At 49.2% G+C, this 26,261-nt stretch carries 27 protein-coding genes and 1 riboswitch; of the genes, 13 read left to right on the top strand and 14 right to left on the bottom strand.

The features are described from left to right. Nucleotides 1-133 precede the first annotated feature (133 nt). The 8 genes from AC4EHB_RS06380 to ystJ all read left to right on the top strand — a co-directional run bounded on the left by AC4EHB_RS06380 (nt 134) and on the right by ystJ (nt 9,582). Nucleotides 134-1,243 carry an aminotransferase class I/II-fold pyridoxal phosphate-dependent enzyme gene (locus tag AC4EHB_RS06380; protein ID WP_490975629.1) on the top strand — a complete coding sequence of 370 codons (1,110 nt, stop codon included), beginning with the start codon at nt 134-136 and terminating at the stop codon, nt 1,241-1,243. 139 nt (nt 1,244-1,382) lie between these two features. Continuing rightward, complete coding sequence (locus AC4EHB_RS06375) at nt 1,383-2,090, top strand: hypothetical protein (RefSeq protein ID WP_490980960.1); 708 nt, start codon at nt 1,383-1,385, stop codon at nt 2,088-2,090. Between the two features lie 122 nt (nt 2,091-2,212). Next, nucleotides 2,213-3,199, top strand: coding sequence for a LacI family DNA-binding transcriptional regulator (locus AC4EHB_RS06370; protein WP_490980959.1), 987 nt, complete (start codon nt 2,213-2,215; stop codon nt 3,197-3,199). A gap of 86 nt (nt 3,200-3,285) precedes the next feature. Continuing rightward, nucleotides 3,286-4,566: a histidinol dehydrogenase gene (gene hisD / locus AC4EHB_RS06365; RefSeq protein ID WP_490980958.1), complete on the top strand. Its 1,281-nt coding sequence runs from the start codon at nt 3,286-3,288 to the stop codon at nt 4,564-4,566. A 416-nt stretch (nt 4,567-4,982) separates the two neighbouring features. Further along, the gene (locus AC4EHB_RS06360) at nt 4,983-6,299 is read left to right on the top strand and encodes a GntP family permease (RefSeq protein WP_490980957.1); all 1,317 of its coding nucleotides are present in this window, start codon (nt 4,983-4,985) and stop codon (nt 6,297-6,299) included. A gap of 84 nt (nt 6,300-6,383) precedes the next feature. After that, on the top strand, nt 6,384-7,331 hold the full coding sequence (locus AC4EHB_RS06355) for a 3-hydroxyacyl-CoA dehydrogenase family protein (protein ID WP_490980956.1): 948 nt from the start codon (nt 6,384-6,386) through the stop codon (nt 7,329-7,331). Further along, entirely contained in the window at nt 7,331-8,095 is a 765-nt protein-coding gene (locus AC4EHB_RS06350) for an SDR family NAD(P)-dependent oxidoreductase (RefSeq protein ID WP_490980955.1), read from the top strand. Before AC4EHB_RS06355 ends, AC4EHB_RS06350 begins: the two co-directional genes overlap by 1 nt. Before the next feature lie 251 nt (nt 8,096-8,346). Next, a complete protein-coding gene (gene ystJ / locus AC4EHB_RS06345; protein WP_490980954.1) occupies nt 8,347-9,582 on the top strand; it encodes an NADP-dependent malic enzyme in 1,236 nt (411 codons plus the stop codon). 49 nt (nt 9,583-9,631) lie between these two features. Here ystJ and metC read toward each other — a convergent pair whose 3' ends face one another. Further along, on the bottom strand, nt 9,632-10,804 hold the full coding sequence (gene metC, locus AC4EHB_RS06340) for a cystathionine beta-lyase (RefSeq protein ID WP_490980953.1): 1,173 nt from the start codon (nt 10,802-10,804) through the stop codon (nt 9,632-9,634). Further along, nucleotides 10,801-11,922: a methionine biosynthesis PLP-dependent protein gene (locus tag AC4EHB_RS06335; protein ID WP_490980952.1), complete on the bottom strand. Its 1,122-nt coding sequence runs from the start codon at nt 11,920-11,922 to the stop codon at nt 10,801-10,803. The genes metC and AC4EHB_RS06335 overlap by 4 nt, the downstream gene beginning before the upstream one ends. A gap of 77 nt (nt 11,923-11,999) precedes the next feature. After that, nucleotides 12,000-12,103, bottom strand: a riboswitch (SAM riboswitch). Nucleotides 12,104-12,494: 391 nt separating this feature from the next. Between AC4EHB_RS06335 and AC4EHB_RS06330 the strand changes: the two genes are divergently transcribed. After that, complete coding sequence (locus tag AC4EHB_RS06330) at nt 12,495-13,502, top strand: LLM class flavin-dependent oxidoreductase (protein ID WP_490980951.1); 1,008 nt, start codon at nt 12,495-12,497, stop codon at nt 13,500-13,502. A 92-nt stretch (nt 13,503-13,594) separates the two neighbouring features. On the opposite strand, the gene AC4EHB_RS06325 is transcribed toward AC4EHB_RS06330, so the two are convergent. The 5 genes from AC4EHB_RS06325 to AC4EHB_RS06305 all read right to left on the bottom strand — a co-directional run bounded on the left by AC4EHB_RS06325 (nt 13,595) and on the right by AC4EHB_RS06305 (nt 17,168). Then, nucleotides 13,595-13,765 (bottom strand): hypothetical protein, encoded by a 171-nt coding sequence (locus AC4EHB_RS06325; protein ID WP_490974720.1) that lies wholly within the window; start codon nt 13,763-13,765, stop codon nt 13,595-13,597. Between the two features lie 158 nt (nt 13,766-13,923). Continuing rightward, nucleotides 13,924-14,787, bottom strand: coding sequence for a hypothetical protein (locus tag AC4EHB_RS06320; RefSeq protein WP_490980950.1), 864 nt, complete (start codon nt 14,785-14,787; stop codon nt 13,924-13,926). 124 nt (nt 14,788-14,911) lie between these two features. Continuing rightward, nucleotides 14,912-15,634 carry an amino acid ABC transporter ATP-binding protein gene (locus AC4EHB_RS06315; RefSeq protein ID WP_490974718.1) on the bottom strand — a complete coding sequence of 241 codons (723 nt, stop codon included), beginning with the start codon at nt 15,632-15,634 and terminating at the stop codon, nt 14,912-14,914. Further along, nucleotides 15,627-16,286 carry an amino acid ABC transporter permease gene (locus tag AC4EHB_RS06310; protein ID WP_135500423.1) on the bottom strand — a complete coding sequence of 220 codons (660 nt, stop codon included), beginning with the start codon at nt 16,284-16,286 and terminating at the stop codon, nt 15,627-15,629. Before AC4EHB_RS06310 ends, AC4EHB_RS06315 begins: the two co-directional genes overlap by 8 nt. 99 nt (nt 16,287-16,385) lie before the next feature. Further along, entirely contained in the window at nt 16,386-17,168 is a 783-nt protein-coding gene (locus AC4EHB_RS06305) for a transporter substrate-binding domain-containing protein (RefSeq protein ID WP_490981496.1), read from the bottom strand. Between the two features lie 160 nt (nt 17,169-17,328). On the opposite strand from AC4EHB_RS06305, the gene pcp reads away from it, so the two are divergent. Next, nucleotides 17,329-17,937, top strand: coding sequence for a pyroglutamyl-peptidase I (pcp, locus tag AC4EHB_RS06300; protein ID WP_490974717.1), 609 nt, complete (start codon nt 17,329-17,331; stop codon nt 17,935-17,937). 44 nt (nt 17,938-17,981) lie between these two features. On the opposite strand, the gene AC4EHB_RS06295 is transcribed toward pcp, so the two are convergent. Beyond that, complete coding sequence (locus AC4EHB_RS06295; protein ID WP_490974716.1) at nt 17,982-18,356, bottom strand: VOC family protein; 375 nt, start codon at nt 18,354-18,356, stop codon at nt 17,982-17,984. A gap of 18 nt (nt 18,357-18,374) precedes the next feature. Then, entirely contained in the window at nt 18,375-19,034 is a 660-nt protein-coding gene (locus AC4EHB_RS06290; RefSeq protein ID WP_490980949.1) for an HAD family hydrolase, read from the bottom strand. A 130-nt stretch (nt 19,035-19,164) separates the two neighbouring features. Here AC4EHB_RS06290 and AC4EHB_RS06285 point away from each other — a divergent pair, with 130 nt between their 5' ends. Then, nucleotides 19,165-19,437, top strand: a complete 273-nt coding sequence (locus AC4EHB_RS06285; RefSeq protein ID WP_490974714.1) for a hypothetical protein — start codon at nt 19,165-19,167, stop codon at nt 19,435-19,437. A 214-nt stretch (nt 19,438-19,651) separates the two neighbouring features. Here AC4EHB_RS06285 and yhfH read toward each other — a convergent pair whose 3' ends face one another. The 3 genes from yhfH to aceA are packed head-to-tail and all read right to left on the bottom strand — an operon-like array spanning nt 19,652 to nt 22,695. Next, on the bottom strand, nt 19,652-19,780 hold the full coding sequence (gene yhfH, locus AC4EHB_RS06280; protein WP_135500417.1) for a protein YhfH: 129 nt from the start codon (nt 19,778-19,780) through the stop codon (nt 19,652-19,654). A gap of 19 nt (nt 19,781-19,799) precedes the next feature. Next, a complete protein-coding gene (aceB, locus tag AC4EHB_RS06275) occupies nt 19,800-21,401 on the bottom strand; it encodes a malate synthase A (RefSeq protein WP_490980948.1) in 1,602 nt (533 codons plus the stop codon). A gap of 4 nt (nt 21,402-21,405) precedes the next feature. Continuing rightward, nucleotides 21,406-22,695 carry an isocitrate lyase gene (aceA, locus tag AC4EHB_RS06270; protein ID WP_490980947.1) on the bottom strand — a complete coding sequence of 430 codons (1,290 nt, stop codon included), beginning with the start codon at nt 22,693-22,695 and terminating at the stop codon, nt 21,406-21,408. A gap of 176 nt (nt 22,696-22,871) precedes the next feature. Between aceA and AC4EHB_RS06265 the strand changes: the two genes are divergently transcribed. Continuing rightward, entirely contained in the window at nt 22,872-23,522 is a 651-nt protein-coding gene (locus AC4EHB_RS06265) for a LytTR family DNA-binding domain-containing protein (protein WP_490980946.1), read from the top strand. Between the two features lie 80 nt (nt 23,523-23,602). Further along, complete coding sequence (locus AC4EHB_RS06260) at nt 23,603-24,097, top strand: cupin domain-containing protein (RefSeq protein ID WP_490974709.1); 495 nt, start codon at nt 23,603-23,605, stop codon at nt 24,095-24,097. Between the two features lie 37 nt (nt 24,098-24,134). Here AC4EHB_RS06260 and AC4EHB_RS06255 read toward each other — a convergent pair whose 3' ends face one another. Continuing rightward, nucleotides 24,135-25,319, bottom strand: coding sequence for an iron-containing alcohol dehydrogenase (locus tag AC4EHB_RS06255; protein ID WP_490980945.1), 1,185 nt, complete (start codon nt 25,317-25,319; stop codon nt 24,135-24,137). Between the two features lie 15 nt (nt 25,320-25,334). Next, nucleotides 25,335-26,183 carry an AhlS family quorum-quenching N-acyl homoserine lactonase gene (ahlS, locus tag AC4EHB_RS06250; RefSeq protein WP_490974707.1) on the bottom strand — a complete coding sequence of 283 codons (849 nt, stop codon included), beginning with the start codon at nt 26,181-26,183 and terminating at the stop codon, nt 25,335-25,337. Nucleotides 26,184-26,261 lie beyond the last annotated feature (78 nt).

The following is a 26,261-nucleotide window of genomic DNA, read 5'->3' as shown; positions in this document are numbered from 1 at the left end:
AAATAGGCGAAAAGCTGAAATTTGACGGGGTGATTTATTGATGAAGATTCTACCAATCGAACAAAACCAGAGCACCAATCTTTACATTCAAGCGCCATACCAGAAGGAAAAGATATTCCTTTCTTCTCCTCATATGACCGGAAACGAAATGAAATACATCAATGAAGCATTTGATACCAATTGGATCGCTCCAATCGGGCCGAATGTCGACAAGTTCGAAGCGGAACTTGCTGCGTATACAGGAGCGGCAGCCGGGGCTGCGTTGAGTTCTGGCACGGCAGCAATTCATTTGGCCCTTCATTTATTGGGTGTCGGCAAAGGGGATCGAGTATTTTGTTCATCACTGACATTCGTTGCCAGCGCAAACCCTATCTTATACGAAGGAGCAGAACCGGTTTTCATCGACGCGGAAGAACAGACATGGAACATGTCCCCAACTGCTCTCCGAAAAGCCTTTGTGGCATCGGCAGAAGAAGGGAAATTGCCCAAAGCAGTGATTGTCGTCAATTTATACGGCCAAAGCGCGCAGATGGACGAATTGCTGGAAATCTGCAACGAGTACGGCGTACCCATCATTGAAGATGCGGCTGAATCGCTTGGCTCTCTTTACAAAGGACGCAGCAGCGGGACCCTCGGTAAATTTGGCATCTATTCCTTCAATGGCAATAAAATCATCACAGCGTCAAGCGGAGGAATGCTGATTTCCGATGATGCTAAAGCGCTGGTGAAAGCTAGATTCCTTGCCTCACAGGCAAAGGATCCTGCGCCATATTATAAACACCATGAAGTTGGCTATAATTACCGAATGAGCAACATCCTTGCAGGAGTTGGCAGAGCGCAATTAGAGGCGATTGAAGACCGGGTCAATGCCCGCCGTGCGATTTATGAGAGGTATGCAGAAGCCTTCAAGGATATCGAAGCTATTGAATTCCAGCCAGAACTGGAAGATACGCGTTCAAACCGCTGGCTGAGCGCCTTTACGCTTAACACGGATATTACCGCATTGACGCCTGAAAACATCAAGCGCGCCCTTGAGACCGAGGAAATCGAATCCCGCAATATTTGGAACCCGCTGCACCAACAAGAGTTATTCAAGGATGCTCCTTTTTACAAAGATGGCGATGGCGAAGCAGTCAGTGAACGGATTTTCCGCCACGGCTTATGCCTGCCGTCGGGATCGAATATGACAATCGCCCAGCAAAATCGAGTCATCCGTGTTATTAAAAACCTTTTTAATAATTGATAAGGGAGTTGAAGGGACATTCCGGTGAGGGATGGCCCTTTTGCGATTCACGGAAGCCATGGCCAAAACGACTCAAGCGTAGCGTGACAGCTAGACTTACTTTTTATTGGCGTCTATTCTGAGAAATGGGGAGATGGCTATGAAACTTGTCCAGCTTATGATAATAATGTTATTCGTAATAATAGTTGCAGCGTGCGGATCGGAAAGGGATCCGGAAGTTCCGGAAAACGGTGGGCAGCCGCCAGCAGAAGAACCAGCAGAAGAACCAGCAGAAGAACCGGCAGAAGAACCGGCAGAGGAACCAGAAGAGGAACCAGAAGAACCTGCAGGCGTGGAAAGCGATCCTTACAGCTTTTTTATGAAAGATGGCACCATCGCGCATTTTAGAGGGGATGGAAACGAATATGCGCAGCTCACGGTCCGCACCGTTTTTCTGGAAGAGGACCATATCGCTTTATACGAAGACAATGGCGGTACTACAATTCTGAAGGTATTCCGGATCGCCGATAATGTGGCGGACTTGGTTCTGGAGAAGCCGGAGTTCTATGAAGAATACAATCCGCCGCTTGAAGAGCTCAAAGCCTTGAAACCGATTTCCCGCTTCTTTGAATTGCCGATTGGAGTTGGCGATAAAGTGGACGGATTAGAGGTAGTGGAGATCGATGTTGCGACGGAAACCCCTTATGCAAATTTCGATAATGCAATCATGACCGAGAAACATGAAGATGATGGCGCGACAATCCGCAATTATTACGTGGAAGGGCTCGGTGAAGTGAAGCGGGAGTTTATCATGGGAGAAGGAACGGATGAGTACCGAGTGACATCATCTTTGGAATCGATTGAATAAGCCAGTATCCGGCCTGTGCGTTCGCAGGCCGTTTTTTTGTTGAATTATCCAAGAAATAAATGCCAAAAGCAGGAAAATGGTGTATTCTAGAATTCGATATCAAGCGCAAAGGAATGAAGAAAATGAAGCACATGGTTACAGCGAATGATGTAGCGAAACTGGCAGGGGTATCCCAGTCTTCCGTTTCACGGGTCTATTTTGAAGGGGCAAAAGTTTCGGAGAAAACCCGTGCCAAAGTGCTGGCAGCGGCTGAACAGTTGGGCTATCGGCCCAATGAATTTGCGCGCAGTCTGATCACCAACAAAACCAAAATCATCGGCTTGGTGATGAAAGGGGTCGAGAATCCCTTTTATCCGCAAGTGTTGAAGCAATTTACAACGGCGTTCAAAAAACTGGGCTACAGCATCTTATTTGTGCATACGCAAAATGAGGAAATCCAGCCGGAAGATGTGGAAACTTTGCTGAATTATAATGTAGCGGGTGTCATTATCACGGATGCTGCGATGTCATTGAAAGTAGCAGAAGATTTCCGTTCAAACCGCATTCCGCTTGTGTTTTTCAACCGCAAATTAAACACGGATGAATTTTATTCGGTGTGCTGCAATAACTTGGACGCCAGCAGAAAAGTCGCCGAGTACCTGATCGGCCAAGGCATCAAAGAGATGGTTTACATTTCCGGCAACGGCAACACGTCGACCAGTCTCGAACGGGAAGCGGGTTTCATGGAAGTCTTGAAGAAAAAAGGCATTAGCCATCGGAAATATGCATCGGACTATACATATGCAGGCGGCTTCAAGACTGCACTGGGCATGGTGGAACAAGGACCAGTTCCAGCGGCTATTTTTGCTGCGAACGATATTATGGCGCTGGGCGTTATCGACGCGCTGAAAAAGAATTCACTGCGTATTCCGGAAGACGTAAAAGTGGTCGGATTCGACAACATCGATATGGCAGCATGGTTGGGTTATCAGCTGACTACGTGGGAGCAGCCCATTGAAAAAATGGTGGAAAAAACAATTGAATATATCATGGATGAAATCGTTGATTACACTGGCTTAGCAAGGGCAGTTGAGATTGATGGGAAATTAATCAAACGAAAAACTGCCTGAAAATTATTGACTTTCAAGATTAATTGCAATATTCTTCTTGGTAGCACATGTTTTGCATACGTATTCAAAAATTGGAGGGAATCCCATTGGTAAAAGTATATAAAGCTGGGAAATCGCAAGAAGAAGTAAGCGCAAACGATTTTAAAGTGTCGCAGATTGTTGCAGAAGCATTGAAAGATGTGGAAGCGCGCGGGGATGAAGCAGTTCGAGATTTGTCGGAAAAATTCGATAAGTGGTCTCCTGAAGCATTCAGACTCACTGAAGCGCAAGTAAATGAAATCGTTTCCAAAGTTCCTGCCTCTGTGATTGAAGACATCAAATTCGCACAAAAGAACATCAAAGCATTCGCTGAAGCACAGCTCGCGTCATTGAGCGATGTAGAAGTCCAACACATTCCAGGCGTCATTCTGGGCCATAAAAATATTCCAGTCAACAGTGTAGGCTGTTACATCCCAGGCGGGCGTTATCCAATGGTGGCATCTGCGCATATGAGTGTGCTCACTGCAAAAGTTGCCGGCGTTAAACGTGTAATCGCTTGCACGCCGCCAATCAACGGAGAAATTCCGAATGCTACGATTGCTGCCATGTCTTTAGCAGGCGCAGATGAAATCTATTTGCTTGGCGGAATTCAGGCAATGGCAGCAATGGCAATCGGCACTGAGACAATCGAAGCGGTCGACATGATCGTAGGACCGGGTAATGCATTCGTTGCAGAAGCGAAACGCCAATTATACGGCAGAGTCGGGATTGATTTATTCGCAGGCCCAACGGAGACTTTGGTGGTAGCAGACCATACAGCAGACGCGGAAATGGTCGCGACAGACATTTTAGGCCAAGGAGAACACGGTCCAACGTCGCCAGGCGCATTGATCACCACTTCTGAGCAATTGGCTGAAGAGACAGTCAAAGAAATTGAGCGCCAACTCAAAACTTTGTCGACTGCTGACGTAGCCCGCGTATCATGGGAAGATTATGGACAGATCCTTATTGTCGACTCTATCGAAGAAGCGCGCATCGAAGCAGATCGCCTTGCATTTGAACACGTGGAAATTCTGACGGAAAACCCGGATTACTTCCTGGAAAATATGACGAATTACGGCTGCTTGTTCCTAGGGCCAGAAACCAACGTCGCTTACGGTGATAAAGTCATCGGCACAAACCACACCTTGCCGACAAAAGGCGCAGCACGCTATACAGGTGGCTTATGGGTTGGCAAATTCATCAAAACGGTCACTTACCAAAAAATCACGACACCTGAAGCAAGCGCCTATATCGGTGAATACGCTGCACGACTGTGCCAGCTTGAAAACTTTGCAGGCCACGCAGAACAAGCGCTATTGCGCGTAAAACGCTACGGTAAAAAATAATAGAGTGCTTATTAAGCCGATATTTTGCAAAACAGTCCCGCTTTCACGTGGACTTGCGCCGAACTAACTCGTGCTAGCGAACAAGTTAGTCGTCACTTCATCGTTTCACTGCTCCCTTATGAGTCGGACTATTTTGCTCCATATCTAAAGAACCGAAAAAAACTGCAGAAAGTGTATCTTTCATGCTCTTCAGTAAAGAAAAAACTCTCTAAAAAGAAATACCTTTGAATGTAGCGGAAGGCGGCGAACAAGTTGGGCAAAAGGATTTTGACCAACTTGTTTGCGACGAAGCGCATGGCGCTGTAGGAGCAATGGTTTTCGCAGCGCGGAAGGCGTCCGCCTGAAGCGAAATGAAAAGAGCTAACAAGTGTCTCTTAGAAAGTTGGCATATCCCAAAGCTTGATGGAGGAAATTATATGATTGGCATGATAGGTTTATTTGGCGGATTGGCGTTATTGATTTACTTGACGATGAAAGGCATGAACTTGCTGATTGCGGCACCGCTCACTGCTTTGCTTGTCGGAATCATGAACGGGTTGCCGCTCTTCCCGCAGCTTGCGGAAGAAGGCGCAGCCAACTTCCTGACAAATTACATGACAGGATTTACGGGTTTTATCGCCTCGTGGTACCTGATGTTCCTGACAGGTGCGATTTTTGGTAAAGTGATGGAAGACAGCGGTGCAGCCGACAGTGTGTCAAAATGGATTGTTGGCAAACTTGGTATGAAACGGGCGGCGCTGGCTGTCGTTCTCGCCTGTGCCGTTTTGACTTATGGCGGCGTGAGTTTGTTCGTCGTGGCTTTCTCGGTCTATCCGATGGCGCTTAGCTTGTTCAAGCAAGCGGACCTGCCTCGCCGCTTTATACCGGCTGCCCTGGCATTCGGTTCGACCACATTTACAATGACGTCAGCGGGTTCACCTGAAATCCAGAACTGGATTCCGATTGAATTCCTTGGCACGACGCCATACGCTGGCTGGGAAGTCAGTGCGATTGTCGCCGTGTTTATGATGATATTCGGTTATTGGTGGCTGAAGAAGATGATCACAAAAGCCGTCTCGAAAGGCGAGCATTTCGTTTCGAGAAAAACGGATCCGACTGCGGATACCCGCAAAGAATTACCGAATCCGCTTCTCAGCATGGTGCCGTTGTTAGTGGTGTTGATCATTTCGTTCATTTTCCACGATTCACTGGGAACTTCTGCGTTGATCATAGCGCTTAGCGGCGGGATCGCCGCTACGTATGTGATCAACCGCAAGTATTTTACGAATATCGGCAAGGCGTTTGGCGACGGAGCGCTTGGCGCAGTTATTGCGATTGCCAATACAGCAGCCGTTGTAGGATTTGGCGGAGTCGTCAAAGCGACTCCTGCATTTGAAACAGCTGTCGGCGTCATTACTGGTATTCCAGGAAGTCCGCTGATCGGCGGCGCGCTTGCCGTTGCCGTCATCGCCGGATTGACAGGTTCGTCATCAGGCGGGCAAGCGATTGCCTTGCCGCTTCTGGCACCGCATTACCTGGATCTGGGCGTTGACCCGGAAGCGCTTCATAGAACGGTCGCTATTTCATCCGGTTCCCTGGATTCCTTGCCGCAAGGCGGTTATGTGGTAACGACAATCCGTTCGATTGCCGGTGAGACCCATAAGGATGCATATCCTGCATTCGGTGCGCTGTCTGTAGTGGTGCCGCTTCTTGGCGCGGTTCTCGCAGTAGTGTTGTTCTCTCTAGGTTTATAAGATCTAAATACCCAATGAGCTAGTTTTCAGCTAGTTTGTTGGGTATACTTTTTTTAGATGGACTATTTGGAAGAGGTGCAAAACATGGAAAAGATTTCGATTCTCGGCAGCGGCACGATGGGGCATTCCATCGCATTATCAGCAGCGTGGGCAGGGCATCCTGTAAAAGTTTTTGGCATTAATGAGCAAGACCTGGAAAATGCAAACAACGGCCTTGCCAATAAACTGGGCGTGATGGTCGACAACGATTTATTCGGCGAAGCGGATGCGAAACGCATCAAAGACACCATCCAATTCTCGACTTCTCTTGAAGAAACTGTCGAAGGCGCGACGTTCATCATCGAAGTGATTCCGGAAGTGCTGGAATTGAAGAAAGAAATGTACGCTACTCTTGAGAAGCTTGTCGGAGAAGACGTCGTTATCGCGAGCAATACATCGGGTTTCATGCCAAGTCTGCTGTCTGAAAAAATGGCGCATCCAAACCGATTCGTCGTGACGCATTTCTGGAATCCAGGTCATCTTATTCCGTTGGTCGAAGTAGTCAAAGGCAGCAAGACCGACGAAGAAACCGTGCAGCGTGCGATGCAAATTATTGTGGATATGAATAAGAAACCGATTTTATTGCAAAAAGAACTGCCTGGCTTTATCGGCAATCGTCTGCAATACGCGTTGTTCCGTGAAGCGCAAGCGCTGTTGGATTCCGGAGCGGCGTCAAAAGAAGATATTGATGCAGCAGTCACTTATAGCATTGGGCGCCGCTTGCCGGTGACCGGACCATTAATGACAGCCGATATGGGCGGCTTGGATGTGTTTTCGGCAATTTCGAATTATTTGTTCGAAGATTTGGCGACCGACCAGCGCTCAGGCAAAATTTTGTCGGAACTTGCGGCAGAAGGCAATTTGGGCGACAAGAGCGGCAAAGGCTTCTACGATTGGGAGCCAGCCGTATCGCGTAAACTCAATGCCGACCGGGAAAGGACGCTGATCCATTTCCTGAAAAATGATCTGCAGGCAATGGGGGAGAGCGAATAATGGGTGCATACTTTTCCGAACTTGCCGGGAAGACCGTCATTGTAACCGGTGGCAGCAAAGGGATCGGCCGGGATATTGCCCGGACTTTTGCAGAACTGGGGGCGAATGTCGTCATCTCGGGACGCAATCAGCAAGCGCTCGATAATGCGCTGAGCGAGCTTCATGAATTTAATCCGCGCTGCATCGCAGTGGCCGGTGATTTGAGTGCAGTAGCAGAAGTACGGCGGCTGATTGAAACGGCAGCGGACACTTTCGGTACAGTCGATGTGCTGGTGAATAATGCAGGCGTTAATATCGCAAAACCTGCGATGGAAGTGACGGAATCAGACTGGGACACGGTCCTGGATTTGAACTTGAAATCGGCCTTTTTCGCCAGCCAGGCAGCTGCTAAATATATGCTTGCACAGAAAAGCGGGCGCATCATCAATATTGCTTCCCAAATGGCATTTGTCGGCTATATCAAGCGCGCAGCCTATTGCTCAAGCAAAGGCGGCATGGTGCAAATGACCAAAGCGCTGGCTGTGGAATGGGCGAAAGGCGGGGTAAAGGTCAATGCCGTAGCTCCGACGTTCATCGAAACAGAATTCACAGCGAAGATGTTCGAAGACGAAGCATTTAAGAAAGACGTCGAGAGCCGCATTCTTCTGGACGGCCTCGCGCAGCCGAAAGACATATCTGGAGCTGTGTTGTATCTCGCTTCGGATTTATCGAATTTCGTGACAGGCGAAACAATCAAAGTCGACGGAGGATGGACCGCCATTTGACGTATAAAACGTAAAACCGTAAAGCAAATAATATTGAAGGGCAGAGAAAACGATTCGTTTTCTCTGCCTTTTATTATTAGTAGTTGCCTGACTGCAAATGGAGACTTCTGGGACTCTTTTAATATGAAGGCGCTTTCATATGAGTTTTGTCTCAGTCAAAAGTCCGAATAATACAATAAAAATCAGAAAAGTCTTTCAATTGGCTCTAAACGCTTTATAATGAACAAATATAAACAAAGGGAGATGAGGCAATGGCGAACCTGAGAAACGACTCTTTGCATCTGCATCGGGAACATCAAGGAAAACTCGAAGTCCGTTCAAAAGTGGCGGTCGGAAATGAAAGGGAGTTAAGTCTCGCCTATTCTCCCGGAGTAGCAGAGCCGTGCAAGGAAATTGCGCAGGACACGGGGAAAGTCTACGAGTACACGATGAAAGGCAATACGGTGGCAGTCATTACAGATGGCACCGCGGTTCTCGGACTTGGCAATATCGGCCCTCATGCGGCGTTGCCGGTGATGGAAGGGAAAGCGGTGCTGTTCAAAGAATTCGCGGGCGTTGATGCATTTCCAATCTGCTTGGACACAACAGACGCTGAAACAATCATCCAAACGGTTAAACTGCTGGAGCCCGGCTTTGGCGGAGTCAATTTGGAAGACATTTCTGCGCCTACTTGCTTTATCGTAGAGCAGCGCTTGAAAGATGAGATGGGAATCCCGATATTCCACGATGATCAGCATGGAACGGCCATTGTGACGCTTGCCGGATTGATCAATTCCCTGAAACTGGTCGGTAAAAACGTTGATGAAGTAAAAGTGGTCGTCAACGGGGCAGGAGCCGCAGGGATTGCGGTCGTAAAGCTGCTGAGCAAATACGGTTTCAGCCAGTTGGTCATGTGTGATACGAAAGGCGCCATTTTTAAAGGCCGTTCCTACGGAATGAATCCATTCAAGGAAGAAGTAGCAGAAATGACCAATTATGGCCGGTCTGAAGGCAAACTTGGAGATGTTATCAAAGGGGCGGACGTGTTTATCGGCGTATCGGCCGAGGGAGCTTTGAGTGAAGAAATGGTGGCATCGATGAATGCAGAACCCATCATCTTTGCGATGGCGAACCCGAACCCGGAGATTTTGCCGCACGCGGCAAAACGCGCAGGGGCCCGCATTGTGGGCACGGGACGTTCCGACTTTCCGAACCAGGTCAATAACGTCCTGGCGTTCCCAGGCATCTTCCGCGGGGCACTGGACGTCCGTGCTACTGAAATCAATGATGCGATGAAAATTGCGGCAGTAGAAGCGATTGCCGGGCTGCTGGAATTGCACGAACTCCACGATGAATACGTCATTCCAGCGCCATTCGACTTGCGCGTTGCACCGGCAGTAGCAGCCGCAGTGGCGCAAGCTGCGATTGATACGGGTGTGGCTAAGCGGCCGATTGGTACAAATGCCTCTGCTGCACAGGAAGCTCTTTCAGGAAAAACGATATATTAAAAGAAAGCCGCCCATTCAGCAAGTTGAATGGGCGGTTTTGTTCTGGAATTTATTTCACCAGTTCGGGAGTTTGTATTGCGCGGCGGACTTTTTGCAGCGCTTGTTCAAGGTCTTCCAGCAAATCGTCGCGGTTTTCGAGGCCGACAGATAAACGCAGAACACCGTCTGTGATGCCGCGCTTCTCGCGGTATTCTTTCGGCATAGATGCATGGGACATTGTCGCCGGGTAAGAAAGAATCGTTTCGACTGCTCCCAAACTTACCGCAAATACCGGAATTTTGAGGCTCTCCACAAAAATCCGGGCAGCATCTTTGTCTCTCAGGCGCAGCGATACAACAGCTCCCGCGTCGCGTGCTTGGCGCTCATGGATCGGATTGCCCGGATGGAATGTGAAGCCCGGATAATAGACTTCTTCCACGGCGGGATGGCTATGCAAATATTGCGCAATGACACGGGCAGAAGCGGATGATTGCTTCAACCGTGCGCCCAGAGTTTTGATGCCTTGGATCAAGGTATAGGAATCATGCGCCCCCAAGACCGAACCGAACGTATTTTGAATAAAGCCGAGACGATCCGCCAATTCCGGATCTTTGACGACTGCGAGCCCCGCGATGATATCGCTGTGGCCGGATAGGAATTTCGTCGCGCTGTGCAAGACGACATCTGCGCCCAAAGCAAGCGGGTTCTGGTACAAAGGCGTCATGAATGTATTGTCGACAAATGTTAAACAGCCATTGGCTTTTGCGAGCTTGGCGGCTATTTCGATGTCGGTGATATTCATGACCGGATTGGATGGTGTTTCTATATAAACGACTTTCGTATTGGACTGGATAGCTGCGGCCATTTCGCTGAGGTCGGTCATGTCGACAAAACTAAAGGAAATTCCGAATTTGGTAAGCACTTCCGTGACAAAGCGGTAAGTGCCCCCGTAGACATCTTCCGATACAAGGACGTGGTCGCCAGCCGACAGCAGCATGAACGCGGAAGAAATGGCAGCCATGCCGGAAGCGAAAGCGAATCCGCGTGTGCCGCCTTCGAGTTTGGCAATGGTTTCTTCCAGCTTTAAACGTGTGGGATTGCCGGAGCGGCTGTAATCGAACGGTCCGAATTCGTCAAAGCTGGCCTGATGGTATGTGGAAGACAAGTGAATCGGGACATTGACCGCCCCGGTTTCTTTGTCGACTCCGGCTGCGTGGATGAATTGGGTTTCCAAATGTGTCATAGGCGAAGGACCTCCTTGTCCAGTTTTGCGAATGCTTGGGTAAGATCGGCTGTCAGGTCTTCAATGTCTTCGATGCCGACGGAAAAGCGGAGCAGGCAATCGCAAATTCCGCGGCGCGTCCGCTCTTCATAAGGGATATCGGCGTGCGTCTGGGTGGCGGGATAGGTGATGAAACTTTCCACGCCGCCGAGGCTTTCAGCGAACGTGATCAGTTCCAAATTTTCCAGAAACGGACCGACCAATGATGCGTCTTGCAAGCGGAATGACAACATGCCTCCTTTTCCGGGATAAAGGACATCTGTGACCGCAGGGTGATGTGTCAGAAACTCAGCAGCTTCGCACGCATTTTTTTCGTGCTGTTTCATGCGAAGCGGCAGCGTCTTCAAGCCGCGGATCAACAACCAGGAATCGAACGGCGATAACACTGCGCCAGCTGAATTGTGAAGCACGCCCAGTTTCTCGCAAAGCGCCTGGCCTTTGGCAGCAACCAAGCCGCCGAGCACGTCATTATGGCCGCCGATATACTTTGTCGCGCTGTGCACGACGATGTCTGCGCCTAATGTTATAGGCTGTTGAAGATAAGGCGTTAAAAAGGTGTTGTCGGCAATGAGCAGCAAACCATGTTTTTTCGCCAGTTTTCCGTAGGCGCCCAGGTCGATTTCCTGCATCAATGGATTGGTTGGCGTCTCGATGAATAACGCTTTCGTTTTATCTGTGATCAAGCTTTCAGTGTGGCTGACATCATTGAAATCTGCGTAAACGGTGCGGATATTGTAAATCTCCGAATAATGCTGGAGCAGCCGGTAAGTGCCTCCGTAAATATCTTCCGGTACCAATACCTCGTCATCAGGCCTGAACAGCGACAGCACCAGTTGAATTGCCGCCATTCCGGAACTACAGGCAAATCCAGCATCCGCGCCTTCAAGAGCGGCGATGCCTTCTTCCAGTACGGAGCGAGTCGGGTTTTTGGTGCGCGTGTAATCATAGCCTGTCGACCTGCCAAGCCCCTCATGTTCATAAGCGGTCGACAAATAGATTGGGGTGCTGACCGCCCCTGTCGTTTTATCGGTTTTATTGCCTAATTGCACTAGTTGCGTTTCAATGCCGAATTTTGCCATGGGAATCATCCTTTCAAAATAAAAACAGGGGCTCGCTTCTTGAAAAAGAAGAAAGCCCCTGTTTTGGGAACCTAATCTTCTCATCTTCTAAGCCGAGGCTTATTGGAATTAGCACCGTAGCCATAAGGGCTGGTTGCTGAGACTTCACAGGGCCAAATCCCTCCGTCTCTCTAGATAAGAAATAAAATATGAAGTTTTAATGTGCGTGCAGGGTAAAGGTCCACCGATCAAACAGCGCCTTTAGATAAAGTTTACTTTAATACAGCAGGGCGAATTTTACAAGGGAAAGTTTAAATTTTTAAAAAATTATTTGTAGATCAGAAAGTTGAGATGGCTCTGTTTCTTTCCGGTTAATTTGAATTACGAAAAAGTTGAACGAACTGTCGTTTCATCTTGAATGGACATCGGAAAAGTCTATCTTGACTAGGTAAGAAGGGATGCGTTCAAGAAAACCAAGCGCCTTGAAAACATTATCGGGAACAGCAATTGACTGGTTTTTCTGGGTGCTGAGCAGGAACCGTGTAGAAAAAAGAAAATACCGCTACACTTGTAAAAGTGAGGAGTGATGAATGATGACTAGTAAAAAATTCGAAAACATACCATTGGCTGTACTGGACTTGGCGCCGGTCAACGCAGACAGCGATGCGGCTCAATCATTCAAGAACAGCGTCGAATTGGCGCAGCATGTAGAGAAATTAGGTTTTAACCGGCTTTGGCTTGCTGAGCACCATAATATGCCGGGCATCGGCAGTTCTGCGACATCAGTTTTAATCGGCCACATTGCCGGGCAAACAAAGCGGATCCGTGTAGGTTCAGGAGGCGTCATGCTGCCGAACCATGCGCCGCTCGTTATCGCAGAGCAATTCGGTACGCTTGAATCGCTGTACCCCGGCCGCATTGACCTTGGTTTAGGGCGCGCGCCCGGGAGCGACCAGGCGACAGCTTATGCGCTGCGCCGAACGTTGCACAGCAGCGGGGATGAGTTTCCACAGCAAGTAGAAGAACTGCAAAACTATTTTTCCGAAAATCCAAAAGGCAGCGTCCGCGCTTTTCCTGGAACCGGTCTGGATGTGCCGCTTTGGCTGCTTGGTTCAAGCGGCTTCAGTGCTAGGCTTGCGGCGATTAAAGGCTTGCCATTTTCATTTGCCAGCCATTTTGCGCCGGACTACACGATGCAGGCTTTGCAGCTCTACCACCAGAACTTTAAACCTTCCGCCGCATTGAAAGAGCCGTATGCCATGGTCGGCGTCAATGTCATTGCAGCGGATACACAGGAGAGGGCGGAATGGCTTGCAACATCCGGCCAGCAGCAGATGTTTGCGCTGATGCGAGGTATGCCGACCCATTTCCAGCCGCCGATCGATGATCTCGAAAAGGTTTGGTCGGACCGTGAAATTGCCATTTTCAAAGAAAAACTGGCTTCAGAATCGATGATTGTCGGCACACCGGATGTGGTCCGCGAAAAGCTGCGGAACTTTATCAATAAAACCCGGGCGAACGAAGTCATTGTCAATTCCCAGATTTTTCATCTTGAAGACCGCCTGCGTTCTTACAGCCTTCTTGGCGATATGATGGAATAAATACCATGTCTCTGCTAAAGCAATTGCTTTGGCGGGGATTTTTTTGTGCAATAAAAAGCACCGCCAGGATTTGGCGGTGCAAGGAGTGGAAGCTATTGGAGCCGTTTAGCTTGCTGCGCTTCAATTTTGATTTCCTGGGGTGCATCGTCATCTTTCGAGTTGGCATAATCTGGTGCGCCTTCGCCAATCATGTTTTGGGCAGCATTATAATCTTCTTCGATTTCGCGCGGTGTTTCCTGCGGATCGATTCTGATTTTGGCCATTGGAAAGACCTCCTTTCCGCTGATGTTTGATTAAAGCCAGTGAAGGAAGGCGGACGTCTATATGCTTTATTATACTGACTATTCCGTCATTAATAAAGTTTCAATGCTTTTTATTGAAAACAAAACCCGCCAGAGCTTGTGGCTCGAGCGGGTTTTGGTTATTGCTGTTCGGTTGCTTCGGCATTCAACAGGATGCTTTCGAAATAGACAGCTGGAGAATCTTTTTGCCATTCCTCTGCTATTGCTTCAGCGGTATTAGAAGATGCGCTATAAGCCATTTCTGTGCGTAGATCATCAGTCAGGGGAATCTTCACCATTGGCCCTTCCGGTGTCAGCCAATTCAACCGTTCGCGTGGATTTTGAGCCGTGTGCGAGATCCATGCTCCCTCGTCTTGGGGAGTGCTGAAGAAGGGTTCCGGCGACATCATAAACCAGCTGTCAGCTTGATGCTTCGGCGGAAGCCAAAAGTTTTTCAGAAGTTTGCCTTCTTCGATTGTCAATTCCGTTATTTCATGGCGCAATTCGTTGACTGGATCGCCATTTCCAAGCGCCAGATTCCGTGAAACGTAAATATTGCCTTGCAGGATTTCAGCAGAATCCATCGCGATGATGCCGTATGGATTAGTAGTCGGGTCGTTGCCGTATTCCGGATCTGTTGTGCGCATGCCGGGTTCGGGGTTCCAAGAACGCACGTCTGCGTCTCCGATGCCTGCTGTATTCATAGAGACGACGAACGGCAGCCAGCTTGTGTTTTCAAGATGTTCGAAAACAATTGTGGTGCCATTGTCTAATTGTCGCTCCGTTAACGTATAGCTGCCGAGCGGCAAGCTGAATAGCGTAATGTTCCGCTTGCCGTCTGCGTCCGGTTCTGCCAGCGTAAAGAAAGCTGGTTTTTCGATCTCCAACTTTATATCATCTTGTGAATAGATTTCTGTTGTATTGGTCATGAACATCATTCCAGTGAACATGATGAGCACCATAAAAAATGCGACTGCAAATAAAACAATGATTTTCCTTAACATTCGGGGGACACCTCAATTTTTTTCTTCACCGTTGATTATATCATGGCCGCGCGGGGAGCTGAGGCGGGAAATAGGGGATGGATATGAACAAATCGACAAAAAAAGATGCCCCAAGAGGCATCTTTCATAATACTTTCTCCAGGAAATCCCGGGCTCGTTCGGTTTTCGGGGATGCAAAGAATTCCCGCGGCTCTCCTTCTTCGACAAGGACGCCGTGATCCAGGAACAGCACGCGGTCTGCGACTTCCCGTGCAAAGCCCATTTCATGCGTCACAACAGCCATCGTCATACCGGATTTCGCCAAATCTTTCATAACATCCAACACTTCTTTGACCATTTCAGGATCAAGTGCGGATGTCGGTTCATCAAAAAGCATCAATTCAGGTTCCATCGCCAACGCCCGGGCGATTGCCACACGCTGTTTCTGGCCGCCGGACAAGCTGCTCGGATAAGCTTTCTCTTTTTCTGACAGGCCGACGCGCAGCAATAACGCACGCGCTTTTTCTTCAGCCAGCGCTTTATTCTCGCCTTTCACTTTCATCGGAGCGTATGTCAGGTTTTCAAGAACCGTCAAATGCGGGAACAAGTGGAAATGCTGGAACACCATGCCGATTTGCTGGCGGATTTTCTGTACATCCTTTTTCGGTCCTGTCAGGTCCTGCCCATTAATGATCACTTTTCCGGCTGTCGGAATCTCCAGCATGTTCAAGCAGCGCAGAAACGTCGATTTTCCTGAGCCGGAAGGGCCGATGATGGAAACTACTTCGCCTTTTTTTATTTCAGCAGTAATGTCTGTCAGTACTTCGTTGGATCCAAATTTCTTGTACAAATGCTCCACTTTAATCACTTTGCTTCAGCCTCCGTTCAAACATTCTGCCAAGTACAGTCAATCCCATAACCAGGCACCAGTAAATCAAGCCGACGAACAGCAGCGGTTCAAAGTTGCGGAATAAATCAGAGCCGACCACTTGCGCGCGGCGCATCAAATCGAGATAGCCGATCGTTGAAACGATTGCAGATTCTTTCGTCAATGTGATAAATTCGTTCATCAACGCCGGCAGGATATTTTTCAGCGCCTGCGGCAAGATGATATCTTTCATCATGGCACGGTAGGGAATGCCGAGAGCTTGAGCAGCTTCCATTTGCCCTTTGTCGACCGCTTGGATACCGGCGCGGATAATTTCAGAAATATAAGCGGATGAGTTCAAGCCAAATGCCAAAATCGCGGACAAGAAAGGCGAGATGTCATAGCCGGTCAGCTGCGGAATCGAATAATAGATGATCATCAATTGCAGGATCAGGGGCGTGCCGCGGAATATCGATGTATACGCGTCAGCGAACCAGCGCAGCGGTTTGATCGAGCCGATTTTGAACAATGCCAAAATCGTTCCCAGAATCGAACCGAGGATGATTGCGACAATCACGAATTTTAATGTGACCCAAATCCCTTCCAGGATAAAGGGGATATAAGGAACCATTTGTGAAAAGTCCAAATTCATAAGTTACAACTCTTTTCTTTTGAAGATTCATCCCGGCAATGGGGATGTTCTAATAAATAGTGAGCGGCGGACAAAGCCCGCCGCTCAATGGAATGTCTTTTATTCTTCAATCTTCCACTTTTTCTTCAATTCTTCCAATTCGCCGCTTTCTTCCAGATCAGCGAGGACAGCATTGACTTCTTCCACCAATTCACTGCCCTTAGGGAATGCGACAGCCATACCTGGTGAAGAAGTTGTCGGATCATCAAAGGCGCCTAAGTCCTGCGCTTCGATATAGCCTTTTGCTACTTCTTTGTCCATGTAAGCTGCATCGATGCGGCCAGAAAGGATTTCCTGGATCAATGCGCCGGAATCATCCAACGCTTTTAATTCAAAGTTTATGCCTTCTTCTTTGATAATGGCCTTAGCGCCTTCTTCCTGGATTGTACCAAGCTGGACACCAACTTTTTTGCCTTCGAGGTCTTCAAGCGTTTTCACATCTGAGTCTTTCGGGGTTACGAACATTTCTCCTGAGAAATGGTATTCTGTCGAGAAATCGACGTTTTCTTTGCGTGCTTCAGTCGCTGACATGCCCGCAATTACCATATCGACACGATCGTTCTGCAATGCGCCGATCAAACCATCGAATTTCATGTCGGTGATTTTCAATTCATAGCCCATTTCCTCAGCAATGAGATTAGCCATATCGATGTCGAATCCGACGAATTCACCGGATGCATCACGCGATTCGAATGGCGGGAATTCTGCTGAAGTTCCCATTTCTAAGACTTTGTCTTCTTCAGAAGCGCCTGAACCACCGGATTCCGGAGTATCGCTTCCGCAAGCTCCAATAAGCAAAGCAGATGATGCAAATAAAACAGCTAATGTGTGTTTTTTAGTAATAGTCAATGTTTTTCCCCCTATATGAGTATATTTGGATAAATATTCATCTGTATGCATTTTAACAAAAATCATGGAATTTGCAAAGTTTTATTTTCATAGAGAGGGACAGGTTTAGGATTTTCGGATTCTGGCGTATAATGGCGGAGAATGGAGGGGGATTATGAAAAAACTATTACTTACAGGATTTGAACCGTTTTTGGCATTTACCGTCAATCCAACGATGCGGATTGTTGCAGAACTGGATGGAAAAGAAATCGGCGGCTTTACGATCATCAGCAAAGTGCTGCCGGTTGATTTTCATTTATCCGGCCAGCATTTGCTGTCGCATATCGAAGAGGTTGAGCCAGACGCGGTCATTTCACTTGGCCTTGCAGCAGGGCGCTATAAAATCACACCCGAACGCATCGCCATCAACGTCAAAGACGGCGAACCGGACAATGAAGGGCATCAGCCGGTGGATGAACCGATAAGAGAAAGCGGCAAGTCGGCATACCTCACCACTTTGCCGGCACGGCAGATGGTTGATCGGCTCAAAACTGAAGGACTGCCTGCGGATATTTCCAATACTGCTGGCGCTTATCTATGCAATAACGTCATGTACGAAGGCTTGCATTTCGCGGAAACGATGAAACCGAGCATGCATACGGGTTTTATTCACATCCCGGCTTCGCATGAACTTGGAATCGAACACGGTAAAATTCCAAGTTGGTCTCACGCGGACCTCGTCCGGGGCATAAAAATCTGCATCGAAGTGTTGGGAGAATATTAAAAAGCAGCCGTTTATGACAGACGGCTGCTTTTGCATTGGAGCTATTAACCTGCGATCGCTTCGTTCAGTTCAATCAGCGTGCCGGAAGGGTCTCTGAAATGGGCCACTTTGCTGCCCTGGCCGCCTTGGGCTGTCGGGGAAGTGATGAATTTCACGGAATGCTTTAGTTTTTCGTAAGCGGCTTCGGTATTTTCGACTTCGAAAATTACAGTCCCTAGTGTGTCTGGCGAAGAAGGAGAGTCGAAGCCAGGCGCCATGCGGCTCCGTTCGATAAGTTCCACCGTACAATGATTGAATTGCAAATCAGCTTCAGCGGAATTTTCATCGCCTGTTTTCACATCGAATCCCAGGACGTCCCGATAAAAAGCGAAGCATTCTTTATAATTATCCACCAATAGGCGGGTGTGAGTCGGTTCCATTGAATTTCCTCCTGCAGATTAAATGATTTCCCAGTGGCGCTGCTCTGCAACTGCCCGCAAACGTGGTTCCGGCCGCACTGCGACAGGATTGCCCACAAGCTCGAGCACAGGCAAATCAGAATGGCTGTCTCCGTAAGCGGAGCTGTTTGCCCAATCCACGTCTTCTCCTGCAAGCGCTTGTATGATTTTCTCCGTTTTCAATGGGCCTTGGACATGCGAAATCTTGGCGCGGAGATCAAGGATATTTTGCGCATATGGGATTTCCGTACCAATGATTGTGCGGATCGGCAGATTTTCCGTCACGGCGTGCAATAGCGGAGTGAAAGCACCCGATACGAGCATGATGTAATCATCATTCTGAACATGGCGCTTCAGCCGTTCGACAACTTCTGGATTGAAATCGCCGTGCATTCTGTCGGCGATTTCGCGGAAATAGGCTTCCAGTTCACTTTGCGTAAAGCTTTCGAGTGCCGCTAAATAAGCCTGAACAGAACTTTCCCGCATCTTTTTAACCGATACGAGCTTCAGTTTCGAGCCGATATAAGGCGGCATGATCGCGCGGTAGAATTGGCGGTAGCGCTTGCTGTGGACAGGGTGGTTCTTCAAATGCTCCATCATCAGCCCAAAAGTTTCTTTGGAATATAAGGTCCCATCAAAATCGAATATCGCAACGCGCATAGCATTCACTCCGGTTCATAAATTTTTTCCTTCACCCATCATAACGGAAAGGCGGGGCTGAGGCTATGGCAGGTTTATCCAACTTGTTTCCGTGGGTATAGGAAGAGAAATTGTGCGGGAGGTTGTAACCATGGGTATACAGCGCATTACAGTAGGATACGTGGAGCTGACGGAACCGGAATCGGAACAGCTTTTCAACAAAGTAAAAAAGGACAAAGGCATCGACAGCTACGATGGGTTGCAAAGTTTGATGGAGGATTTCGATTCCCGCGTCATTGAACCTGCAGCGGTTGTCGCGGACGATGTGGCAGGGAAAAGCGGCCAGGGGACGCGCTTTATCGAAGTGTTCAACACAGTAGAGGATGATACCGTTTACCGGATCAAATCTTCTGATCAAAGCTAATAGCGAAAGGCATTCCAGTGAGAGCTGGAATGCCTTTTTACTTGGAAAATTTAATATTTTATTCCTATGCGGAACAAAATACTGTCCCATCACTCGCGAATACGGTCCGTCAGCATCAAAATACAGTCCTAACACCGACAAATACTGTCCCAGCAACGCCAAATACTTTCCACAAGCAAAAAGAGACGCCCCCGTAAGGACGTCCCAGTAAACACTATTCGTCTTTATTCGCGCTGCAGCGTTCGCATTCGTAGTTGATCGATTCGCGCTGCTCTTTGATTTCACAACCGCATTCCTGGCATTCTTTTTTAGGGCGCATTCCGTAAGTTTGCATGTTTTTCATAATGATCTCCTCCAATAGGTTAGTTTAGTAGTTGATACCCTGGCAGTGTCAAAAACTCGGCAAAATCACTTTGCAATGTGAGTTGAGTAAACAACTCGCGTGCTTCTTCGTAATGTCCGGACTGGTATTTCTCAGCACCAACCGCTTCCCGTATTTTTTCGTTTTCCTGTTCCGTGATTTCATGGAATAAAGTCACGGTGATTTTTTGGCCATCATCCAGAACACCTTTCGGATGGCGGATCCATTGCCAGACTTGGGAGCGTGAGATTTCGGCTGTTGCCGCATCTTCCATCAAATGATTGATGGGAGCGGCGCCGTTGCCAGACAGCCAAGATGCGATGTATTGGATGCCTACGGATATATTGGAACGCAGTCCGTCTTCTGTAATGGTGCCTGCTGGAACTTCGAGCAGGTCTTGGGCAGAAACTTCAATGGTTTCTCGCTGTTTGGCGATTTGGTTTGACGTTGGCATAGACTCGTTGAATTCCTCCATCGCAACGGCCACCATTCCTGGATGTGCGACCCATGTGCCGTCGTGTCCGTCAATTGCTTCACGGCGCTTATCTTCGCGCACTTTTTGGAATGCGGCGTCGTTGGCTTCGGAATCCCCTTTGACCGGAATCTGTGCCGCCATCCCGCCGAGCGCCGGTGCACCGCGCCGGTGGCATGTCTGGATACAGAGGCGGGTATAGGCCCGCATAAATGGCACTGTCATCGTGACTTGCGACCGGTCAGGGAAGAGATATTCCGGTCGGTTGCGCATGCGCTTGATGACACTGAAAATATAATCCCAACGGCCGCAGTTCAAGCCGGCTGAATGGTCGCGCAGCTCGTAAAGGATTTCATCCATTTCAAATGCTGCAAGAATGGTCTCAATCAGAACCGTCGCCCGAATCGTACCTTTGGGGATGCCGAGTTCATCTTGTGCAAAAACGAAGACATCGTTCCAAAGGCGCGCTTCCAGATGGCTTTCGAGCTTAGGAAGGTAGAAGTATGGCCCCGTCCCGCGGTCCTTCAATTCCTTGGCGTTGTGGAAGAAATAAAGCCCGAAGTCGACCAGGCTGCCAGATATCGGCTTGCCGTCGATTTCGATATTCTTCTCTAATAGGTGCCATCCGCGGGGGCGCACCATCAGCACAGCCGTCTCGGGATTAAGCTTGTAGGCCTTGCCCGTATCCGGCGCTTCAAAGTCGATTTGGCGGCGCACGGCGTCGGCCAAGTTCACTTGTCCATCGATGACATTGAACCAGTTTGGCGCAGTCGCGTCTTCCAGGTCCGCCATGAACATCTTTGCACCGGAATTCAATGCGTTGATGAGCATCTTGCGGTTGGCCGGACCGGTGATTTCGACGCGCCGGTCCTGCATATCCCAAGGCAATGGGGCGATCGTCCAATCACCATCGCGGATATGCTTTGTTTCGGGCAGGAAATCAAGCGCTTTGCCGGCATCTATTTCTTGCTGGCGAAGCTGTCGCCGTTCCAGCAGCTCTTCGCGGCGCTGGTTAAAGTTTGCATGCAGGTTTTCAATGAATTCCAAGGCTTCTGGCGTCAAGATCTTTTCCATCTGCGGGACTGGCCCGCCTGTGATGAGAATTGTCGATTTTGTCAGCAAAGAGATCATCCTTTCATTTCGCCGCTGTGAATTGGGCAGATTCAGTAGAACCGCTCATGGCAGTTGTCGAAGAGGTACCGCCGGAGATGACCTGCGATACTTCATCAAAATAGCCGGTGCCGACTTCTCGCTGGTGGCGAGTTGCCGTATAGCCTTTTGCTTCGTTGGCGAATTCAGCCTGCTGCAATTTCGAATATGCCGCCATGCCATGGTCTTTGTAATCGTGCGCCAGTTCGAACATGCTGTGGTTCAAGGCATGGAAGCCGGCAAGCGTAACAAACTGGAATTTATAGCCCATCTTGCCAAGTTCGACTTGGAACTTCGCGATGGTTTCTTTATCAAGTTTCGCTTCCCAGTTGAATGAAGGCGAGCAATTGTAAGCAAGCAGTTTGCCAGGGAACTCGGCATGGATCGCGTCCGCGAATGCTTGAGCTTCTTCCAAGTTCGGATGCGACGTTTCACACCACACCAAGTCTGCGTATGGCGCATAAGCCAATCCACGCGAGATGGCTTGGTCGATGCCGGCGTTTGTCCGGTAGAAGCCTTCAGGCGTCCGTTCGCCGGTGATGAATTGATGGTCTCGCGGATCGATGTCGCTTGTGATCAAGTCAGCCGCATCTGCGTCAGTGCGGGCGATGATCAATGTCGAAACGCCAAGAACATCGGCTGCCAGGCGGGCAGATACAAGGTTTCTTACCGCATTTTGTGTCGGCAGCAATACTTTGCCGCCTAAATGGCCGCATTTCTTTTCCGAAGCGAGTTGATCTTCAAAGTGGACGCCTGCAGCGCCAGCTTCGATCATCGATTTCATCAATTCGAAGACATTCAGCGGTCCGCCGAATCCCGCTTCTGCATCCGCGACAATCGGCGCATACCAGTCGAAGCCTTCCGTATTTTCAACGCTGTCAATCTGGTCTGCACGCTGCAATGCGCGGTTGATCTTTTTCACCACATCCGGCACAGAATTGACCGGATATAAGCTTTGGTCCGGGTACATCTGGCCGGCGGAGTTGGCGTCCGCCGCTACTTGCCAGCCGCTCAAGTAGATGGCTTGCAAGCCTGCTTTTACTTGTTGCACAGCCTGGTTGCCGGTCAATGCGCCAAGTGCATTGACAAAATCCATTTCATGGATTGACTGGAAGAGGCGTTCTGCCCCTTTTTTCGCCAGTGTATGTTCAATGAGTACCGAACCGCGCAACTTCACGACTTCCTCTGCCGTATATGGGCGTTCAATGCCGTTCCATCTGCTGTCCTGTTCCCAACTCTTTTTCAGTTCCTGTGCTTGCTGTTGTTTGTTCGCCATATCCAATTCATCCCTTTCGAATAAAAGATTTTATTAACTGTATTAATACAGTTATTTTTAATGTATATTAATATATAACAGAATAGTTTGACTGTCTTGAAAATTGGATAAAAGCGGATATGCAGCGACAAAAGCGGAAATCTCACGATAACAGCAGATGGAAGGGGAGCGAAGGGATGGAAAACAAGGTATTGGAGCAGATGGGGGCGATTATTGGGGACTGGGTTCCGAAAGAGGCTTCGATTGCGATTGCGGCAGAAGGTTGTTATATCTACTATAAATCGGGCGCCTATGACCTGAGGATTGCTGAAGGCCAGCCCGTCATTCCAGGTAGCATAGCGGCGCGGGCCGGCAAGGAACAGCGGCGTGTCGAGATGTTAGTGGAAGAATCGGTGCTTGGCACAGCGTATTATGGTATCGGCTACCCTGTGGAACTTGATGGCAAAAGGGGTGTCGTCGTCATCATTCTGCCACCTGACTTCGCTGTCTGCAGATTGCAGCCGCTGAAGTTCCTGACAGGCAAATTGGATGAAGCGTGGCGGCCGGTTTCGGTGGAACGCGTTTCTCATATTGAAAGCAGTCAGAAGAAAACATGGTTCTATACAGAAGATGACACGTATTGTTCGATCCATACATTGAAAAACCTGCGCAATCAATTGCCGGACTTTTTTCTGCCGATCCACCGCGCATATATTGTAAACATCCATCATATAGAAGAGATCACCCGCGATATGGCTTCCAATTACCAGCTGACGATGAAAGACGGTTCCTTGCTGCCGGTCAGCCAAAACTATGCGGCAAGCGTCAGGGGGAGACTTGGATTTTGAGTGGAGCAAAGGACAGCTGGCGCGATTAATAAAGCCTTGCATGGGGTAAAGTCCCTATAAATGAAAGGGGTTGGCGCATAATGGCGAATGAACAGTTTTTCCATTTCGAAGACGACGGCGAAATACCGAACAACCCGTCGTTGAATGTTTTATTTTACCCCGCTGCATTCAAAGAAAATCCGCAAGAAATCGAAGAGGTGTTCAACCGCCATAATTGGCACAATAGTTGGAGCGGCGGAGTTTTCGATTACCACCATTACCACAGCAACACTCATGAAGCGCTTGGAGTCCGTGCGGGTTCGGCGACTTTACAGCTTGGCGGGGAGCAGGGCGAACAGGTGAAGGTGAAAGCCGGGGATGTGGTCGTTCTGCCGGCAGGCACCGGCCATAAGAAAATCGAAGCATCAGCTGATTTTGAAGTTATCGGGGCTTATCCGAACGGCGTCAGCTATAACTTGAAAACCGGCAATGCGGAAGAACGGCCTTATGTGCTCGAAGACATTCAAAATACACCGCTGCCGCAGACAGATCCTGTTTACGGCAAGAACGGACCGCTGCAAGAACAGTGGAAATAAAACAAGCCCGAACCGCAAAAGCGGTTCGGGCTTGTTTTTATGTGGCGGGTTCTATAGGGACGCCGTCGAATGCAGACTGATAGATTTTCCGGATATCCGCTTCTTCGAGCGGCAGTGGACTTCTGGCGAGAATCCGTTTTTGTTTGACGCCGTCCGCTGTCAGACTGTCGAGCGCAGACTCCGGCACATCGAATCCGGACAGGGTCGAAGGGATGCCGACATCTTCCACAATGCGCTTCAACTCATCGACGCATTTATAGGATGCTTCTTCTTCCGATAGGAAACTTGGGTTGCCGCCAAGCGCTTCAAGGATATCCGCCATGCGTTTCGGACAGCTCTTGCGGATATAGCTCATGACGTAAGGCAGCAATACTGCGTTTGAATCGCCATGCGGAATGTGGAATTGGCCACCAAGCGGATAAGCTAATGCATGGACGCCCGCGACGCCTGCATTGAAAAATGCGAGTCCAGCCAAATAGCTGCCTTGGCTCATGTCCGTGCGCGCTTGCTTGTTTTCACCATCTTTAACGGCAATGCGCAGCGATTTCGAGATAAGCCGGATGGCGTGCAATGCCAAGCCGTCTGTCGCAGGGCTGGCATTAATCGAAATATAGGCTTCGACTGCATGTGTCAAAGCGTCGATGCCGGTCGCAGCGGTCACTTTCGGCGGCACTGAAATCGTCAGCTGCGGGTCGACAATCGCTACACTCGCGATCATATTGTCGTGCGTGATGACATCTTTGGATGACTCGAGCGACAATACGGCAATACTCGTCACTTCGGAACCAGTGCCGGAAGTTGTCGGAATCAGGACGAGGGGAAGTGCTTGGTGTTCAATTTTGCGCGTTCCGGTCAAATTCAGGTAGTCTGCGACAGGCCCTTCATGCGTTGCCATGATTGCTGCAAGTTTTGCCAAGTCAAGCGCGCTTCCGCCGCCAACTCCGATAACGAGATCAAAGCCGTTATCGCGTGTGAATGCTGCCAATTTCTCGCCGGTTTCAAGCGGCGGCTCCGGCACGACGTCGGTGTAGAGCGCTATATCAAAGCCGGCGTCCCGGACAGGTTTCGCCACTCGATCAGACAGTCCGATTTTTTCGAGCATCGGATCGGTGACGAGGAGGATTTTATTGGGCGAAAAGCGCTCAATCTCCGGAATCAGCTGTTCAAGTGACCCCCAACCGGTATAGCTTAAAGGGGCGAAAACCAATTTAGAAACAGTCATGGATCATGTCCTCCATTATTCGTAATAGCCTTCAGTGGATTTGCGGAATTTGCTGAACTGCGCTGCGTCGTGCCCGAACCAGACGTCGGAATTCGTTTCTTGCGCAATGCGCCGAATGCGTTCGACGGTCGAGGTATAGCCGACGGAATCGTAAAGGATGCCTGGCGGTTTCACGGGCGGACCATAACTTTCCGCCGTGTAGATGGCATCTGAAGCAAGAATGATTCCACCGGTCTCCGGCAAATTGATGTGCAGTCCGAGCATTCCCCAGGCATGGCCGCTGCCGAAGTTAAGGAGATGGATGCCTTCTGCAAGTTTTAATCCGTCTTCAGTCCGGCGCACAGTTTTCCATTGGAGGTTATTTTTAATCCAAGCGTCGATATCCCCCCAGATATATGCGCCTTCTTTGGTGTTTCTTGCGTATGTTTGGAGAGCGCCATTCAATTCGTCTTCATGAACGATGATGGTGGCGTTTGTGAAGAGTTCGAGACAACCCGCGTGGTCTAGGTGAAGGTGGGAAGCAACGACGTACTTGATGTCTTCAGGCCGTACGCCGAGTTCTTCCAGTCGATGGTGGAGGTAGCACTCTTCTGGCATATCGAGCGGGAACAGTGACTGAGTCGCGGTGCCCCAGCGCCCGTTCAAGCCGGTAGATTCGGGATTGCAGGCTGTGTCGAAAAGGATTTTCCCATCCGGATGGTCGATCAGGACGGTATAAACTGGGAATTTCACCAGCTCATTTGGCACATTCGGATTTTCCGCGCTTGCCGGGTTGTGCATGGAAATCATGTAATTCTTATCCATGCTGAGCTGGCCGTTATCCATCACGTACAATTTCGGGTTCGGTTTGATAATTCCTGTCATTAAAAAGCCTCCCTTCAGAATGATTCCATAATATCATAATTTTCTGATTACTAGAAATGATTTCCTGTCTTGCCGCAA

It is taken from the genome of Planococcus sp. TJ-302 (assembly GCF_058268455.1).
The sequence above is the reverse complement of the archived record's forward strand: the minus strand, read 5'-3'. Positions and strand labels throughout refer to the sequence as shown.

Coding starts and splice junctions, on each gene's coding strand:
- AC4EHB_RS06380 (WP_490975629.1), top strand. CDS start 134: ATGACCGGAAACGAAATGAAATACATCAATGAAGCATTTGATACCAAT.
- AC4EHB_RS06375 (WP_490980960.1), top strand. CDS start 1,383: ATGAAACTTGTCCAGCTTATGATAATAATGTTATTCGTAATAATAGTT.
- AC4EHB_RS06370 (WP_490980959.1), top strand. CDS start 2,213: ATGAAGCACATGGTTACAGCGAATGATGTAGCGAAACTGGCAGGGGTA.
- AC4EHB_RS06360 (WP_490980957.1), top strand. CDS start 4,983: ATGATTGGCATGATAGGTTTATTTGGCGGATTGGCGTTATTGATTTAC.
- AC4EHB_RS06355 (WP_490980956.1), top strand. CDS start 6,384: ATGGAAAAGATTTCGATTCTCGGCAGCGGCACGATGGGGCATTCCATC.
- AC4EHB_RS06350 (WP_490980955.1), top strand. CDS start 7,331: ATGGGTGCATACTTTTCCGAACTTGCCGGGAAGACCGTCATTGTAACC.
- ystJ (WP_490980954.1), top strand. CDS start 8,347: ATGGCGAACCTGAGAAACGACTCTTTGCATCTGCATCGGGAACATCAA.
- metC (WP_490980953.1), bottom strand. CDS start 10,804: ATGACACATTTGGAAACCCAATTCATCCACGCAGCCGGAGTCGACAAA.
- AC4EHB_RS06335 (WP_490980952.1), bottom strand. CDS start 11,922: ATGGCAAAATTCGGCATTGAAACGCAACTAGTGCAATTAGGCAATAAA.
- AC4EHB_RS06330 (WP_490980951.1), top strand. CDS start 12,495: ATGACTAGTAAAAAATTCGAAAACATACCATTGGCTGTACTGGACTTG.
- AC4EHB_RS06325 (WP_490974720.1), bottom strand. CDS start 13,765: ATGGCCAAAATCAGAATCGATCCGCAGGAAACACCGCGCGAAATCGAA.
- AC4EHB_RS06320 (WP_490980950.1), bottom strand. CDS start 14,787: ATGTTAAGGAAAATCATTGTTTTATTTGCAGTCGCATTTTTTATGGTG.
- AC4EHB_RS06310 (WP_135500423.1), bottom strand. CDS start 16,286: ATGAATTTGGACTTTTCACAAATGGTTCCTTATATCCCCTTTATCCTG.
- pcp (WP_490974717.1), top strand. CDS start 17,329: ATGAAAAAACTATTACTTACAGGATTTGAACCGTTTTTGGCATTTACC.
- AC4EHB_RS06295 (WP_490974716.1), bottom strand. CDS start 18,356: ATGGAACCGACTCACACCCGCCTATTGGTGGATAATTATAAAGAATGC.
- AC4EHB_RS06290 (WP_490980949.1), bottom strand. CDS start 19,034: ATGCGCGTTGCGATATTCGATTTTGATGGGACCTTATATTCCAAAGAA.
- AC4EHB_RS06285 (WP_490974714.1), top strand. CDS start 19,165: ATGGGTATACAGCGCATTACAGTAGGATACGTGGAGCTGACGGAACCG.
- yhfH (WP_135500417.1), bottom strand. CDS start 19,780: ATGAAAAACATGCAAACTTACGGAATGCGCCCTAAAAAAGAATGCCAG.
- aceB (WP_490980948.1), bottom strand. CDS start 21,401: ATGATCTCTTTGCTGACAAAATCGACAATTCTCATCACAGGCGGGCCA.
- aceA (WP_490980947.1), bottom strand. CDS start 22,695: ATGGCGAACAAACAACAGCAAGCACAGGAACTGAAAAAGAGTTGGGAA.
- AC4EHB_RS06265 (WP_490980946.1), top strand. CDS start 22,872: ATGGAAAACAAGGTATTGGAGCAGATGGGGGCGATTATTGGGGACTGG.
- AC4EHB_RS06260 (WP_490974709.1), top strand. CDS start 23,603: ATGGCGAATGAACAGTTTTTCCATTTCGAAGACGACGGCGAAATACCG.
- AC4EHB_RS06255 (WP_490980945.1), bottom strand. CDS start 25,319: ATGACTGTTTCTAAATTGGTTTTCGCCCCTTTAAGCTATACCGGTTGG.
- ahlS (WP_490974707.1), bottom strand. CDS start 26,183: ATGACAGGAATTATCAAACCGAACCCGAAATTGTACGTGATGGATAAC.